10 protein-coding genes are annotated in these 15,327 nt (G+C 62.8%); 2 read left to right on the forward strand and 8 right to left on the reverse strand.

Features of this window, described 5'->3' with window-relative positions; genetic code table 11:
• Nucleotides 1-16 precede the first annotated feature (16 nt).
• Both mutS and ACZ5TB_RS11535 read left to right on the forward strand, forming a co-directional pair.
• The gene (gene mutS / locus ACZ5TB_RS11530) at nt 17-2,668 is read left to right on the forward strand and encodes a DNA mismatch repair protein MutS (RefSeq protein WP_464791341.1); all 2,652 of its coding nucleotides are present in this window, start codon (nt 17-19) and stop codon (nt 2,666-2,668) included.
• Between the two features lie 9 nt (nt 2,669-2,677).
• The gene (locus tag ACZ5TB_RS11535; protein WP_464791342.1) at nt 2,678-5,440 is read left to right on the forward strand and encodes a [protein-PII] uridylyltransferase; all 2,763 of its coding nucleotides are present in this window, start codon (nt 2,678-2,680) and stop codon (nt 5,438-5,440) included.
• A gap of 6 nt (nt 5,441-5,446) precedes the next feature.
• Here the strand turns inward: ACZ5TB_RS11535 and ACZ5TB_RS11540 are convergent, their stop codons facing one another.
• The 8 genes from ACZ5TB_RS11540 to ACZ5TB_RS11575 all read right to left on the reverse strand — a co-directional run bounded on the left by ACZ5TB_RS11540 (nt 5,447) and on the right by ACZ5TB_RS11575 (nt 15,021).
• Nucleotides 5,447-5,947 (reverse strand): L,D-transpeptidase family protein, encoded by a 501-nt coding sequence (locus tag ACZ5TB_RS11540; protein ID WP_464791343.1) that lies wholly within the window; start codon nt 5,945-5,947, stop codon nt 5,447-5,449.
• Complete coding sequence (ribA, locus tag ACZ5TB_RS11545; protein WP_464791344.1) at nt 5,944-7,002, reverse strand: GTP cyclohydrolase II; 1,059 nt, start codon at nt 7,000-7,002, stop codon at nt 5,944-5,946. Before ribA ends, ACZ5TB_RS11540 begins: the two co-directional genes overlap by 4 nt.
• Before the next feature lie 13 nt (nt 7,003-7,015).
• Nucleotides 7,016-7,813, reverse strand: coding sequence for an exodeoxyribonuclease III (locus ACZ5TB_RS11550; RefSeq protein WP_464791345.1), 798 nt, complete (start codon nt 7,811-7,813; stop codon nt 7,016-7,018).
• 268 nt (nt 7,814-8,081) lie between these two features.
• Nucleotides 8,082-8,720, reverse strand: a complete 639-nt coding sequence (locus ACZ5TB_RS11555; protein ID WP_464791346.1) for a LolA family protein — start codon at nt 8,718-8,720, stop codon at nt 8,082-8,084.
• A 265-nt stretch (nt 8,721-8,985) separates the two neighbouring features.
• Nucleotides 8,986-11,313: an FtsK/SpoIIIE family DNA translocase gene (locus ACZ5TB_RS11560; RefSeq protein WP_464791347.1), complete on the reverse strand. Its 2,328-nt coding sequence runs from the start codon at nt 11,311-11,313 to the stop codon at nt 8,986-8,988.
• A 143-nt stretch (nt 11,314-11,456) separates the two neighbouring features.
• The gene (locus ACZ5TB_RS11565) at nt 11,457-12,380 is read right to left on the reverse strand and encodes a DMT family transporter (RefSeq protein ID WP_464791348.1); all 924 of its coding nucleotides are present in this window, start codon (nt 12,378-12,380) and stop codon (nt 11,457-11,459) included.
• Nucleotides 12,381-12,561: 181 nt separating this feature from the next.
• Nucleotides 12,562-13,722 carry a flavodoxin-dependent (E)-4-hydroxy-3-methylbut-2-enyl-diphosphate synthase gene (ispG, locus tag ACZ5TB_RS11570; RefSeq protein ID WP_464791349.1) on the reverse strand — a complete coding sequence of 387 codons (1,161 nt, stop codon included), beginning with the start codon at nt 13,720-13,722 and terminating at the stop codon, nt 12,562-12,564.
• A 51-nt stretch (nt 13,723-13,773) separates the two neighbouring features.
• Nucleotides 13,774-15,021: an OmpP1/FadL family transporter gene (locus tag ACZ5TB_RS11575; protein WP_464791350.1), complete on the reverse strand. Its 1,248-nt coding sequence runs from the start codon at nt 15,019-15,021 to the stop codon at nt 13,774-13,776.
• Nucleotides 15,022-15,327: the final 306 nt, after the last annotated feature.

Below are 15,327 nucleotides of genomic sequence, written 5' to 3' on the forward strand. Positions count from 1 at the left end.
CTATCGCCTGACGGTCATGCACAGCCCCAAGGAAAACGCCGCGACCCAGCCGACGCCGATGATGGCGCAATATCTGGCGCTGAAGGCTGAGGCGCAGGATTGCCTGCTCTTCTACCGCATGGGCGACTTCTTCGAGCTGTTCTTCGACGACGCAAAGGCCGCCGCGGCGACGCTGGACATCGCGCTCACCAGCCGGGGCGAACATGGCGGCGCGCCGATCCCCATGTGCGGCGTGCCCGTGCACAGCGCCGAAAATTATCTGGCCCGGCTGATCAAGGCGGGGCATCGGGTGGCCATCGCCGAACAAACCGAAACGCCAGCAGAGGCCAAGGCGCGGGGCAGTAAGGCTCTCGTGACCCGCGCCATCGTGCGCTACGTCACGGCGGGAACGCTGACCGAGGAAACGCTGCTCGATTCCAGGCGCGACAATATGCTGGTGGCGCTGGCCCAGACGGGCGGCGATGGCGCAGGCGAGATCGGGATAGCCGCAGCCGACATTTCCACCGGGCGTTTTGAAACGTTGACGCTGCGGACCAGCGATCTGTCCGCCGAACTGGCGCGGCTGCGGCCGAGCGAGATCGTCGTGCCCGACGGCCTCGCCCTCGATCTACCCGAAGCTCACCCGTTCGATCGTGCGGCCTTTTCCAGCAATCGGGCGGAGTCAGCACTCAAGCGGCTGTTCGGTGTGGCTACCCTCGACGGATTCGGCCAGTTCAGCCGGGCGGAGCTGGCCGCGATGGGCGGGCTTGTCTCCTATCTCGATCATGCGGGCAAGGGCACCCTGCCCTTTCTGGCGCCCCCCGTGCGCAAGGCGAGCGGCGCCCATGTGGCGATCGACGCGGCCACCCGGGAAAGCCTGGAGATCAGCGCGACGATGAGCGGCGCGCGCGCGGGCAGCCTGTTGGGCGCGGTGGATCGAACGGTCACGGGCGCAGGCGCCCGGCTGCTGGCGCAGGACCTGTCGGCGCCGTTGATGGATCAAGGCCTGATCGAGGCGAGGCTGGGTCTGGTACAGCTCCTCCATGACGACCCGCTGCTGCGCGACCAGCTGCGTGTCGCGCTAAGAGCGCTTCCCGACGTAGGGCGTGCGCTGGGGCGCATCGCCGTGGGCCGGGGCAGTCCACGCGATCTGGGACAGCTGCGCGACGGGCTCAATGAAGCGCGCATGCTGCGCGAAAGACTTGGGCGATTGCCGGATCAACCGCCGCTGCTCCAGCAACTGTTGCCAGCCCTCGATGGCCACGGAGCACTGGTGGACAGCCTCTCGCGGGCACTGGTCCCCAGCCCGCCGACCGAGACGGCCAACGGCGGATATATTGCTGACGGCTACGATCCGGCTCTGGACGAACTGCGGCGGATGGCAGGCGACGGACGGCGGGCGATCGCTGCTCTGGAGGCAAGCTATCGCGAGCGCACCGGCATCGCATCGCTGAAAATTCGGCACAATGGCGTGCTTGGCTATCATGTCGAAGTGCCCGCACGCGCCGCCGATCCACTGATGCAGCCGGACAGCGGCTTCACGCATCGCCAGACGCTGGCGGGCGTGGTGCGTTTCAATTCGGTCGACCTGCATGAACAGGCCGGGCGGGTCGCGCAGGCGGGTGCCCATGCGCTGGTGGCCGAGGCCGCGCATCTGGAGGATCTTGTCGAGACCGCCCTGGCTCGCAAGGCGGAGATCGCGCTGGCCGCTGATGCGCTTGCCCGGCTCGACGTTGCCGCAGCGCTGGCGGAGCGCGCCGCCGAAGGGGGCTGGCAGCGGCCGCATTTTCTACCCCAGGAGGGCGGCGAACCGTGCCTTGAGATCATTGGCGGCCGACATCCGGTGGTCGAGGACGCGCTGCGGAAGGAAGGGCAGCCCTTCGTCGCCAACGATTGCTGTCTAGGGGCCGAAGACCGGCTCTGGCTGGTGACTGGCCCCAATATGGGCGGCAAATCCACCTTCCTGCGGCAGAATGCGCTGATCGTGATTCTTGCGCAGGCTGGCAGCTATGTGCCTGCTCAGTCGGCGACGCTGACATTGGTCGATCGGTTGTTCAGTCGCGTAGGGGCATCGGACAACCTTGCACGCGGGCGATCGACCTTCATGGTCGAGATGGTGGAAACCGCCGCTATCCTTTCGCAGGCGACCGAACGCAGCTTCGTCATTCTGGATGAAGTTGGGCGCGGCACATCCACCTATGATGGGCTGGCCCTCGCCTGGGCGGTCGTCGAGGCGGTGCATGAGGTCAACCGCTGCCGGTGCCTGTTCGCGACGCACTATCATGAACTGACACGGCTGGCCGAGACTCTCTCGTCGCTATCGCTTCATCATGTGCGTGCCCGCGAGTGGAAAGGCGATCTCATTCTGCTTCATGAGGTCGCGGAGGGACCAGCCGACCGCAGCTATGGCCTCGCCGTCGCGCGGCTTGCGGGACTTCCGCCCGCTGTTCTCAAGCGGGCCAAGGATGTGCTGACCCGGCTGGAAGCGGGCCGGGCGAAGACCGGCGGCATCGCAGCGGGCCTGGACGACCTTCCCCTCTTCGCCGCCGCTGCGGCGCAGGAAGAGGAAGCGGTCGATGCCCTGCGCGCCGCGCTCGACCTAATCGATGCCGATGCTCTTTCTCCCCGTGAGGCGCTGGAGCAGCTTTATCGACTGAAACAACTGGCCGCCGCCAGCAGCGGACACTAGATTGAGCCCATGGTCATGCAGTTCCCCTCCCTTGGCTCTCGCCGTTCCATCATCGACCGGCGCGCGATTTCCGACAGCATTAACACGCTGGCGCAAGAGCATCGGGGCGATCCCGCGAAACTGCGGGGGTTGGTGGTCCGCGAACTGAAGACCGCGCTGGACGCCGGACGCGTCGATGTCGCGAAGCGGTTGGAGGCAAAACCCACGCGCGGACGCGAGGCCGTGACCGCCTTTGCGTTCCTGATCGACCAGATTCTGCGCCTGCTCTACGATGCAACGACGCATCATCTTTATCCCGCCAGCAATCGCAGCACGGGCGAGCGCATTACCCTGATGGCCGTCGGCGGCTATGGCCGTGGCGAGATGGCGCCGCATAGCGACGTCGATATCGCCTTCATCACACCCTGGAAGCCCACCGGCTGGACCGAGCAGGTTATCGAGTCCATGCTCTATTCGCTCTGGGACTTGGGCCTAAAGGTCGGGCATTCGAGCCGGTCGATCGATGAGACGATGCGCATGGCCAAGGCAGATCTGACCGTGCGCACGGCACTGCTCGAAGCGCGTTATGTCTGGGGCGACCGGGCGCTGTACGAGGACACCGCCAAGCGGTTCGACGCTGAGGTGATGCAGGGGACGGCACGCGCCTTCGTCACCGAAAAGCTGGAAGAGCGGGACGAGCGGCACAAACGCATGGGCGATAGCCGGTATGTCGTTGAACCCAATGTCAAGGAAGGCAAGGGAGGGCTGCGCGACCTCCACACCCTGTTCTGGATTGGCAAATATGTGAATCGGGTGAAGTCCGTCGCCGAACTGGTGGATGTGGGCCTGCTGACCGATCTGGAACTGCGGCAATTCCAGAAGGCCGAGGATTTTCTCTGGGCTGTCCGATGCCATCTGCACATGATCACGGGGCGGGCCGAAGATCGCCTGACGTTCGATCTGCAGCTGGAAACCGCCACGCGGATGCACTTCACGGGGCGGCAGGGCCGCTCTGGCGTGGAGCGCTTCATGCGCTATTATTTCCTGAATGCAAAAATCGTGGGCGACCTTACGGCCGTGTTCCTTGCGCATCTGGACGACCAGTTGGCGGCGAAGGGGCGGCGCTATATTCCGTCCATATTCCGTCGTCCCAAGAAGCTGGATGGTTTCGTGCTGGACCGTGGTCGGCTCGCGCTGCCAAGCGACGACTTTTTCCAGCAGGACCCGGCGCGGTTGCTCGAAATCTTCGCGGTGGCTGATCGCCATGAGCTGGGCATCCACCCAAGCGCCATGCGCACCGCCAGCCGGGACGCAGGTCTGATCACGGCAAAAATCCGCCGCGATGCTCGCGCCAACGCCGCTTTCATGGACGTGCTGACATCGACCCGCGATCCGGAAACGGTGCTGCGCTGGATGAATGAATCGACGGTGTTTGGCCGGTTCATTCCCGATTTTCGCCGCGTCGTGGCGCAGATGCAGTTCGATATGTATCACCATTACACGGTCGACGAGCATACCATCCGCGCAGTTGGGCTTCTGGCCCGCGTGGAGAAGGGCGATCTGGTGGAAGACCACCCGCTGTCCACCGAGATCATGGGCAAATTGGTGTCGCGCCGGGTGCTCTATGTTGCGGTTCTGCTGCATGACATCGCGAAGGGCCGTGGCGGCGACCATAGCGTGCTCGGCGCTGAAGTAGCCGACCATCTCTGCCCGCGCCTTGGCCTGACGCCGGCCGAAACGGAAACCGTCGCCTGGCTGGTGCGCCATCACCTGCTGATGTCGGCAACGGCCTTCAAGCGTGATCTGGCCGATTACAAGACGATCCTCGATTTCGTCGAGGTGGTGCAAAGCCCAGAGCGCCTGCGCCTGCTGCTCTGCCTCACTGTCGTGGACATCCGCGCCGTGGGTCCCGGCGTATGGAATAGCTGGAAACGCCAGCTGCTGGGCGACCTTTATGAAGCCGCCGAGGAAGTGCTGCGGCTTGGCCACAAGCAAAAGGGTCGCGGCGAACGCGTCACCGCCAAGCAGGAATCGCTGCGCCAAGCGCTCGGCATGTCGAAGGCCGACTTCCAGAAGCTGAGCAAGCGCCTGCCCGAATCCTATTGGATTGCCGAGCCTGACGACATACTGATCCACAATGCGCAGCATATCCTGGCGTCCGGGGATTCGCCCTTGTCGATTGCCGCGCAATATTATCCGCAGCGCGGCGCCACGCTGGTCACCGTATATGCCGCTGACCATCCGGGCCTATTCTACCGGGTCGCCGGCGCGATCCATTTGGCGGGCGGCAATATCATCGACGCGCGCATCCATACCACGCGTGACGGCGTCGCCATCGACAACTTCCTTGTGCAAGACCCGTTGGGCGGCGCTTTCCATAGCCCGGAACAGCTGACCCGCATCCGCAATGCGATCGAGGATTCGCTGGCGAACCGCCACCGCATGATCACGAAGCTGGAAGCGCGCCCCCTGCCCCGCACCCGCGCCGAAGCATTCCGGATCGAACCCAATGTGCTGATCGACAACAAGGCGTCCAACCGCTTTACGGTGATCGAGGTCAATGCCCGCGATCGCCCGGCCCTGCTGTTCAGCCTTGCCAACGCATTGTTCCAGTCGAAGGTCACTGTGCATAGCGCCCATGTCGCCACCTATGGCGAACGCGCGGTCGATACATTTTATGTGACCGACCTTCTGGGTGGCAAGATCGAGAGCAAGGCACGTATCCAGACCCTGGAGCGGCGGTTGCTCGAATCGGCTGGCGGTGAGATTGGCGAGGCTCTGGAGCAGGCCTGACCTGCCTTAGATGATCTCCATAACGTCGCCCGGAGCCAGCAACGGCAGCAGTTTCAGCATATCGTCGCGATCAATGGCGATGCAGCCCGCCGTAGGACGCCCTTCGGACAGGTGAAGAAAGATCGCACTGCCCTGCCCCGGCACCGGCGGCGCGTCATTATGCCCCAGCACCACGATCACATCATAGGCATCATCGCCGCGGAGGAGCGATTCCGCCGAAAATGCTCGTGGCAGATGCACTGGCCGATTGTAGGCGGGATCAGCAGGATCGTCAGACCAGCCATCACCTTCCCTCACCCAGCGCCAGGGAAGCCGGATTGCGGCAGGCTCCGCCTTTCCCGGCCGCAGCAGAACGCCTCGCAGCGGCCAGACACCCAGCGGCGTGTAGCCGTCCCCCTCCCGCTTAGTGGTCGCCGGGCACACGCCGCTCCGGCCCAGCGTGCATGGGATGTCCAGCGTGCCGAACCGAAACCGCCCGGCGGCGCTGTTCACATGGATCGTGGTCACAGTTGATGCCCGGTACGATCGCGCTTGGTCGCCAGATATTGTTCATTGTGCGGGTTGGCGGGCAAGATGATGGGCAGGCGTTCGGCCACCTTGATGCCCGCGCCTTCCAGCCCCTCGACCTTCTTGGGATTGTTGGTGAGCAGCCGCACCTCTTCGATGCCCAGCAGCTTGAGCATGCGCGCCGCGACCGAGAAATCACGCGCGTCGATGGCAAAGCCAAGGCGGACATTGGCATCGACGGTATCGAACCCCTGATCCTGCAAGGCATAAGCGCGCAACTTGTTGATGAGGCCGATCCCGCGCCCTTCCTGCCGCAGATAGAGCAGCACGCCCCAGCGGGAGTCGGCGATCCGGTGTAGCGCCTCATGCAATTGAGGCCCGCAGTCGCATTTGAGGCTGCCCAGCACGTCCCCCGTCAGACATTCGCTGTGCAGCCTGATGACCGGCGGCGAGGAGTCGCGCGTCCCAACGATCAGGGCGACATGCTCTCGTGGCTCGTCCGGACTGCGAAAGGCAATGATCTCGGCGGTCTCGCTGGCTGACACCGGCAGCCGCGCGCGCGTCGCTATGGCAAGATGAGCAGCGTCATCATAAGCGTCTATGTCATCGGCACTGACCTCGGCCTCGGTCTCTCCTTCCTGTCCCAAAAAGAAGGCAGGCAGGATACCCGCCAGCCGGGCGAGCTTGAGCGTCGCCTTAGCCGCCAGCGGCGCGGCAAGGGGCTTGGCCGCAAAAGGTCCCTTCAAAGGTGATGCGAGGTCGAGTACCGGGTCAGCGATCGCGGTAGCAACATCGCCATCGATCCATGGCGCGCGGGCGATCAGCACGGGCATGTCGGGATCAGCCGCTGCCAGCTGGTTGGCGAGCTTCAATGTCTCGCCCCGGGCAGCTGCTATCAATATGTCCGCTTTGCCCGCAGGATCGAAAGTCTTCAGCGTCACCGAATCCGCGCCCTCGACCGCCATGACGCGTATGGCGCCGTCAGTCGCACGAACGGTAACCGCCCAACCACGGCGCAGAGCGTCAATCGCGCGGGCAGCGGCGCGCCCGTTCATGGCAGACGGTCCATCAGAACGCGAACTCCGTGATGATCGGGACATGATCCGATGGCTTGGTCCAACTGCGCGCCGGTTCGACAACACGGTGCCCGATCGCCTTTGCGGCAACATCCTGCGTCATCCACATATGATCCAGTCGGCGCCCACGATCCGATTCCGCCCAATCCCGCGCGCGATAGCTCCACCAGGTATAAAGCCGCTCCGGAGCGGGAAAGAATTGGCGGCCGATATCGATCCAATTGTTCGATTCCTGCAACCGGGCCAACAGTTCGCATTCGATCGCCGTATGGCTGACGACATTGAGCAGTTGCTTATGGCTCCACACATCGCATTCCATGGGCGCGATGTTGAAGTCACCGGTGAGGATCGTCGGCTTGTCCTCAAGTTGGGAGGACCATTGAATCATGCGCTCAATGAAATCGAGTTTCTGACCGAACTTCGGATTGACTGTTCGGTCGGGAATATCGCCTCCGGCGGGAACATAGACATTTTCGATGCGAACGCCGTTGTCCAGGCGGACGCCGACATGACGCGCTTCGCCATTGGCCTGCCAATCGAGCCGGTCATCCTCATGAATGGGCACCTTACTCATGATCGCCACGCCATGATGCATGCGCTGGCCATTCAGCACCTGATGAACATAGCCCAGACGCCTGAACATGTCGGTGGGAAATATCTCATTCACCACCTTCGTTTCCTGAAGGCAAAGAAGGTCTGGTGCTTCTTCGGTCAGGAAACGTTCGACGATGTCGATCCGGGCGCGGACGCTGTTGATGTTCCAGGATGCAATGCTCAGTGTTTTCGGCATGCTGATCCCCTAAGGGCCTGCGAACGGCTTCGCAAGCTTGGCTCTGCGCCGACCTGCCGCTGGCAAAGTAAGACCCCCGCTCCGGGGGCATGGAACGGGGGTCTCGATCGCGCCCTTGAAGCGCTTTGCGGCGAGAGCTGCGTTCCGAGTAACAGGGGGGAAATCCCGGACTTCGTCTCGCGCCGTGGAGTTCTTATTAGGGTTCCGGATATGAGCCGAAGATGAACAAGATTCAGGTGAGCACGATCCATCTCATGCCAGGCCCGTTTCACCCCCCGGCTACGCGACCCTTCGGGCGCGGGTCTGTCCAACGAAAGGCGGAATTCGCAACCGGGACGCCATAACGCTGGTTCGACAAGCGCACGCTAGTGCGGTTATTCTGGGAATCGAGCGCTACCCATCCGTAAAGCTGAAGACCCGCAGGCCCGGCCGAATCCCGTTCGAAGATCATCGTGATAGTCCCGAATTCCGGCCGCTTGGGATCGCGTGCCTGAACGCTGATCACCTTCGGATCGCCGGTCTGGATCAGCTTGCCATAACGTGACAGGTCTTTTTTCGGATCGAGCAAGGCGCCCAAAGGCGAGCTGCCGATGGGCCAGCGCTGTACCTGACGGACTTCATAGTCGATCATGGTCAAGGCCTTGCCGTCGCCGACGATCAGCAAGGGTACACCCTTTTGATACTGGAACCGCACCTTGCCGGGCTGCTTGATTGTCAGTTTGCCCGTCAGGGTTTGACCGGCGCGGTCGGTCTGCACGAAATCGGCGGTCATCGTGGTGACGCCGCGAATATAGGCATTCACCCGGTCCATGCCGTCCGGCGACTGCTGCGCGGCACTGGGCGCGGCTGGAACGAACAACGGTGCGGCGGCCAGGGCCAGGGCGAGTGGCGCAAACAAGCGCTTCATGCATTCTTCTCCGCTTTGTTGAGAGGTCAAGGAGTAGCGATCAGGCGTTGAACCCATTGTGAACTGATGCGTTCCTGATCTCCGAACCCTGCAGGGCCACTTGCAGTCGTGGGGTAGCTCGCCCGGCGAACAAAAAAAAGGCTGGTCCGAAGACCAGCCGGAAAGTTTTTAGGAGAGGATGCCTGAAAGGCCCGATCTTATTGAACGGCGCTGGTCTTTTTCGCAAATGCATAGACGGCCAGTTCGATTGCGTTTGACGCAATCGTCATAGCGGATTGCCATTTTCATCGCGCAGCACCTCACGTCGGCCGACATGGTTCGGAGGGCCGACCAGCCCTTCTTCTTCCATCCGCTCAATGAGGCGCGCAGCCGAATTATAGCCGACGCGGAGCTGACGCTGCAGCCAACTCGTCGAAGCCTTCTGATTTTCAAACACCAGCTGGCATGCCTTGCGGAACAGCTGCGCGTCGGGGCTGTCATCGCCCAGATCCACGCCGTCGAGCGCGAAGCTGCCTTCTTCCGGTTCTTCGGTCACGGCCGAGATATAATCCGGCTGTCCTTGCGCGCGCCAATGGTCAGCCACCACGCGCACCTCGTCGTCGGACACGAAGGGGCCATGGACACGCATCAGGCCCTTGCCGCCGTGCATGTAGAGCATGTCGCCCTTACCCAACAGCTGTTCGGCACCCTGTTCGCCCAGGATCGTACGGCTGTCGATTTTTGACGTCACGAAGAAGCTGATCCGGGTCGGAAGGTTCGCCTTGATGACGCCGGTGATGACATCAACGGATGGGCGCTGCGTCGCGAGGATCAGGTGGATACCAGCCGCGCGCGCCTTTTGCGCCAGGCGCTGGATCAGGAATTCGACTTCCTTGCCCGCCGTCATCATCAGGTCTGCGAGTTCGTCGACCACCACCACGATCTGCGGCAGCGGCTGGAAGTCGAGCTGTTCTTCCTCATAAATCGGCTTGCCGGTTTCGGGATCGTAACCCGTCTGCACCCGGCGGCCGAGCGGCTTGCCCTTGGCTTTCGCGGCCCGGACCTTCTCATTATAATTGGCGAGGTTGCGGACAGAAATGGAGGCCATCATGCGATAGCGGTCTTCCATCTGCTCCACCGCCCATTTGAGGGCGCGGATCGCCTTGGCAGGCTCGGTCACGACCGGGGACAGCAGATGCGGGATGTCGTCATAGGTCGACAGTTCCAGCATCTTGGGATCGATCATGATCAGGCGCAGCTGGTCCGGCGTCATGCGGTAGAGCAGCGACAGGATCATGGCATTGAGGCCCACCGATTTACCCGAGCCGGTGGTGCCCGCGATCAGCAGGTGGGGCATGGGGGCCAAATCCGCGATGATCGGTTCGCCGGAGATATTCTTGCCGAGAATGATCGGCAGAGTCGCGTCCTGCACGAACTGTTCGGAGGTGATAAGCTCGCGGAAAGACACGCCCTCGCGATTGGCGTTGGGCAGTTCGATGCCGATGACGGTGCGGCCCGGGATGGTCGCGACGCGGGCCGAGAGCGCGGACATGTTGCGGGCGATATCGTCGGCAAGAGCAATGACGCGGCTCGCCTTGATGCCGGGCGCGGGCTCCAGTTCGTACATGGTGACGACCGGGCCGGGGCGCACCTCGACGATGTTGCCCTTCACATGGAAGTCGTCGAGGACGGATTCGAGCAAGCGGGCATTGCGCTCCAGAGCAGCCTTGTCGATCTTCTGCGACTGGCTTGCGGGTATCGGATTAAGCAGGTCGGGCGAGGGCAGCGAGCTATTGCCGAACAGGTCATCCTGAGAAACGGGCGCCATTTGCCTTTGGGCGGGCGCGGGTTTGGGAGTCTGGATGGTGATTGGCGGCTTGGGCTCGTTCGACACCGCGCGACGGGGAGCGATGACGCGTTCTCCCGCTTCGTCATCGTCATCTTGCGCGTCGGCAGTAACGCTCCCGCCGCCCGCGAAAGCGAGCGCCGGTTTGGGAAGGTTGAGACGCGGTAGGGTTGGGCGACGCAAGGCGAGGATCGGCTTTTCCAGCGCAAGGCTGCGATACCAGGTGAAGAAGCCCGCAAGCAGCATCAGGACGACGAGGATGCCGGTGATCCAACCTTGTGCGGCGGGCGCGGCGGACGTCAGGCTGCGGACTCCGTTGGCGGTCGCGAGGCCGATGAGCCCGCCCCAGCCCGACGGGAGATCGATGAGCGAGTCAGGTTGGAACATCGCGAGCGCGATGCCGATGAGGATGATCCCGAGGAAGCATTTGCCGAACTGCCCTTTCCAGCCGGTCATGTCCTGATCACCCCAAAGGCGGCGGGCAGTGATTGCGAGCAGCGGCAGGACGAGCGCAACGGGTACGCCGAGCAGGGTGAAGAGAAAGGCGGAGACCCAGGCGCCGGGCCAACCCATGATATTCTGCACCTGATTGTCGGCGACGGTCATCATCGACGGGTCGCTCAGGCGGAAGCTGAGCAGCGCGAGCGCAAGGAACAGGGTCGCCAGCATCAGCGCGATCGCGCTGATCAGCGCGCCGCTGCGGATGAGGCTGCGTTTCAGCATTTCGCGCCATTCCGGCGTGCGCTTGGCTCCGCGGCTGACAGCCATGGCTTTTGAATGTCCCCCAAATGTTCCGTTCCGGCACAATGCGCCGAGCGGGGAGTCCGCGTCAAGAGTCCGGCGTTTCGGCTGGTCGTGGGAAAGTCATGAATGAAGTGGCGACAAAAACGCGATTCCCGCCGAAACACGAATCATGTGATTCCTTCATGCATTTGCGCTGGCGGAGATGCGCGCAGGGCGAGGAGGCAGCCTGCGACGATCAGCGCCGCGCCCGCGAGGGTGGTGAGGGTCAGCCGTTCGCCGAAGGCGAGCCAGCCGATGATCGCTGCCCAGATGAAGGCGGTATATTCGACCGGGATGAGGTGCTGCGCCTCTGCCCGCGCATAGGCCCAGGCGAAGGCGGCGAGCGAGGTGAAGGCGAAACCCGCGCAGGCGACGATCAGCAAAGAGGAACCCGGCCGGGGCAGGTCAAGTTGCAGCGGCACGAGAGTCGGCGCGGCCCATGCGGCTGCCGCGCACAGGCCAAAGAGGATGAGCATGACGCAATGCTGGAAGAAGGCGACTTCGACGGGGGAGGAAAGCTGCGCCTGCTGCCGCTGGATGATGAGGTTCCAGGCGAAAAGGACCGCCGAAATCAGCACGGCGGCGGCGCCAAGCAGGGCGTCCCAGTTATAGCTGTCTTGCATTCGGCCCGACAGGATCACCGCGACGCCGACGAGCCCGAGGAGAGAGGCGCTGATGGCGCGCTTACCGATCCGTTCGCCCAGCAGCAGCGCGGCAAGATAAAGGGCGATGAGCGGCGCGATGAAGGACAGCGCGATGGCTTCGGCGAGCGGCATGCGCATCAGCGCGAAGAAAAAGAGGCTGGCCATCAGCGTTACGACACAGCCGCGCAGGATATGCAGGCGCAGGACCGGCTTGGTTGGCCAACGGTGGCGGCCCGGCAGCATGATCGCAAGGCCGAGCAGCGTTCCGGCTAGCGCGCGCCAGAACAGGGCGTTGAAGAGGCCGATGGAGAGGCTCAATCCCTTCATCGCCGCGTCCATGATGGCGAAAAGCAGGACGGCGACACAGCAGACCGCGAAGGGGATGGCGAGGGAGCGGGGTTGGGTCATGGGTTCATGGCATGGGGGTGACGGTCATGGCGCTCGGCACTTTCGAGCGGGGGAAAGAGAAGAAGGAAAGGGCTTCGACAGGCTCAGCCCGAACGGGAGGGTGGGGTGGCTTGAAGGACCGTGCCTTACCCATAAAGGTGACGGCGGCGAGTGGGCTAGGTGCGGCGGGATGCCCCCTGCCCTATTCCGCCGCTTCTGCCCGGCCTGCGTCGGTCGCTTCCGCCTCGAGCTTGGCCGCTTCGATCTCCGCCGCCTTGGCTTCGACCAGCCCAACGATATGGTCGATCATGCCTTCGTCCTGAATGGTGTGGTCGGTGAGGCCAGAGAGATAGACCATATGCTTGCCCGCGCCGCCGCCGGTGAGGCCGATGTCGGTTTCACGCGCTTCGCCGGGGCCGTTGACGACGCAGCCCAGCACCGAGAGCGATAGTGGCGTGTGGATATGCTGGAGCCGTTCCTCCAGCGCCTGCACGGTGCGGATGACGTCGAAACCCTGACGCGCGCAGCTGGGGCAGGAGATGACCTTGACCCCGCGCGTGCGGATGCCAAGGGATTTGAGGATTTCATAGCCGACGCGCACTTCCTCTTCCGGTTCTGCGGAGAGGGAGACGCGGATCGTGTCACCGATCCCGGCCCAGAGGAGATTGCCGATGCCGATCGCGCTTTTGACCGTGCCGCCGATCAGGCCGCCCGCTTCGGTGATGCCAAGATGGAGCGGGCAGTCGACGGCGTCGGCGAGCTGCATATAGGCGGCGACGGCGAGGAAGACGTCGCTCGCCTTTACCGCCACCTTATATTCGTGGAAGTCCTGGTCCTGGAGCAGCTTGATATGATCGAGCGCGCTTTCGACCAGTGCTTCCGGGCAGGGTTCGCCATATTTTTCGAGCAGGTCCTTTTCGAGGCTGCCCGCATTGACGCCGATGCGGATCGCGCAGCCATTGGACTTGGCGGCATCGACCACTTCCTTGACGCGCGCTTCCGACCCGATGTTGCCGGGATTGATGCGGAGGCAAGCCGCGCCTGCGTCAGCGGCTTCGAGCGCGCGCTTATAGTGGAAATGGATGTCGGCGACGATCGGTACGCGGGCGGCACGCACGATCTGCTTGAGCGCTGCGGTGGATTCCTCGTCCGGGCAGGATACGCGGATGATGTCCACGCCTGCATCCTCGCAGCGGCGGATCTGGTCGATCGTCGCCTTGACGTCATGCGTCAGCGTGTTGGTCATCGTCTGCACACTGACGGGCGCGCCACCGCCGACGGGCACATTGCCCACCATGATCTGGCGGCATGGGCGACGGGCGATGTCGCGCCAGGGACGCAGGCCGGGATTATGGTCGGACATGAATTAGGGGCTCCGTGCTGATGGAGCCCCTATAGTGATTCACGAGCCAAGTTAGAAGCGCGCCGTCACCGATGCGGCGATCTGGTCGGCATTGCCGCTGGTACGAGACCGGGTGGTGACGGTGGTCGCCGCCGCAGTCCCGGCATAATAGACGTCGGGACGATTGACCGTCGCCTCTTCCACGAAATTATGCGCATAGCTGAGGTTCAGCGAAAGGGCGGGCGAGATATTATAGGTCGCACCAGCCGACAACCAGGTCCGATCGCCATCGGGGACCCGCGTCGTCAAATGCTGAGGATTGGTGGGCGAGCGATCGAACATCGTGCCCGCGCGCAGGGTAAGGGCCGGGCTGATGTCATATTCGCCGCCCAGGCTGACGCTATAGCTGTCCTTGTAATCCAGTTCCTTGACGGAGGTGCGGCCAGCCGCCGTGATCGCGATCGATTTGAAGACCGACCAATTATACCAGCGCGCGCTGATCATGGCGCGAAGGCTGGGCGTCAGCCGATGCATGAAGCCGACCGTCACGATATCGGGAAGTTCAAGCGGCGCGGTGAGGTCGCTGCTGCCATTCTGGGATGCCAACAGGCTCTGAAGGCCTGAAAGGGTCTGCGTGCCCGTGATATCGTGGCCGATACCCGAATGATAGGAGAGCCCTAAATTGGTCCTGCCATCGGTGTAGAAAAGCCCCGCATTCCAACCAATGCTCCAGTCATTGCCCTTGGCGGTGGCCAAGCCGTCCGTGGGGATCAACGGGGAAAGCTGCGGCAGGGCGTTAGTCAGTGTGACCTTCACATATTGGACGTCCACCCCGCCGCCGATCGAGAAGTGATCATCGAGCTTGTAGGCGGCAGACGTTTGAAGATTGTAAGTCTTAAGGTCGGTGTGCAGCGAGTCATAGCGGCCGAAAAAGCCGTCATCATAATCGAGCTTCAGCCCGAACGGGGCGTTGACGCCGACACCGAGCCACAGCCGGTCCGTTACCTGACCCGTGACATAGAAGCTGGGCACCGGAATCACCTTATGAAACGGATTGCCGCCCGAATTGCCCGTTACCGGAACGTTTACGCCGGACTGGCCCGGCACGGTGCGGTCGCTCCCCTGGTTTGATTGCTGTGCGGTAGGGAATAGCGCGATCACACCTGTCGATAATTGCACGCCCGGAAGTTCGGTGATCGCGGCGGGATTGAAATAGAGTGCGGACGGATCGTCCGCCGCCGCGCCAGCCCCGGACAAGGCCCGGCCCGTTTCCTTGGGCGATTGTTCCTGAAGGTAGAAGCCGCCGGCGAGTGCGGGCATGGGAAGAGCCAGAAACCCCGCAAACAATAAAGTGGTGGCAGCAGTGCGGCGGCCTGAAAACATGCAATTCCCCCTTTTTTTAACCCCGTTGCGGCGCCGGGCACGCAATATCATCGCGCTCTATGGCAGCAATATGGTTAATTTCCCGTTCGCCAAGCACTCTGGCATGTCTGACGAAAAAAAAAGCCGCCCCGAAGGACGGCTTGGAAAGTTTTAGGAGAGGATGCCTGAAAGGCCCGTTCCTTTTGCGGTGCGACGATTTCTTTCGCAACTGCGAAAAACAAGTATACGGTTGCGTTTATTGCA

The sequence above is a fragment of the Sphingobium sp. TomTYG74 genome, assembly GCF_055393875.1.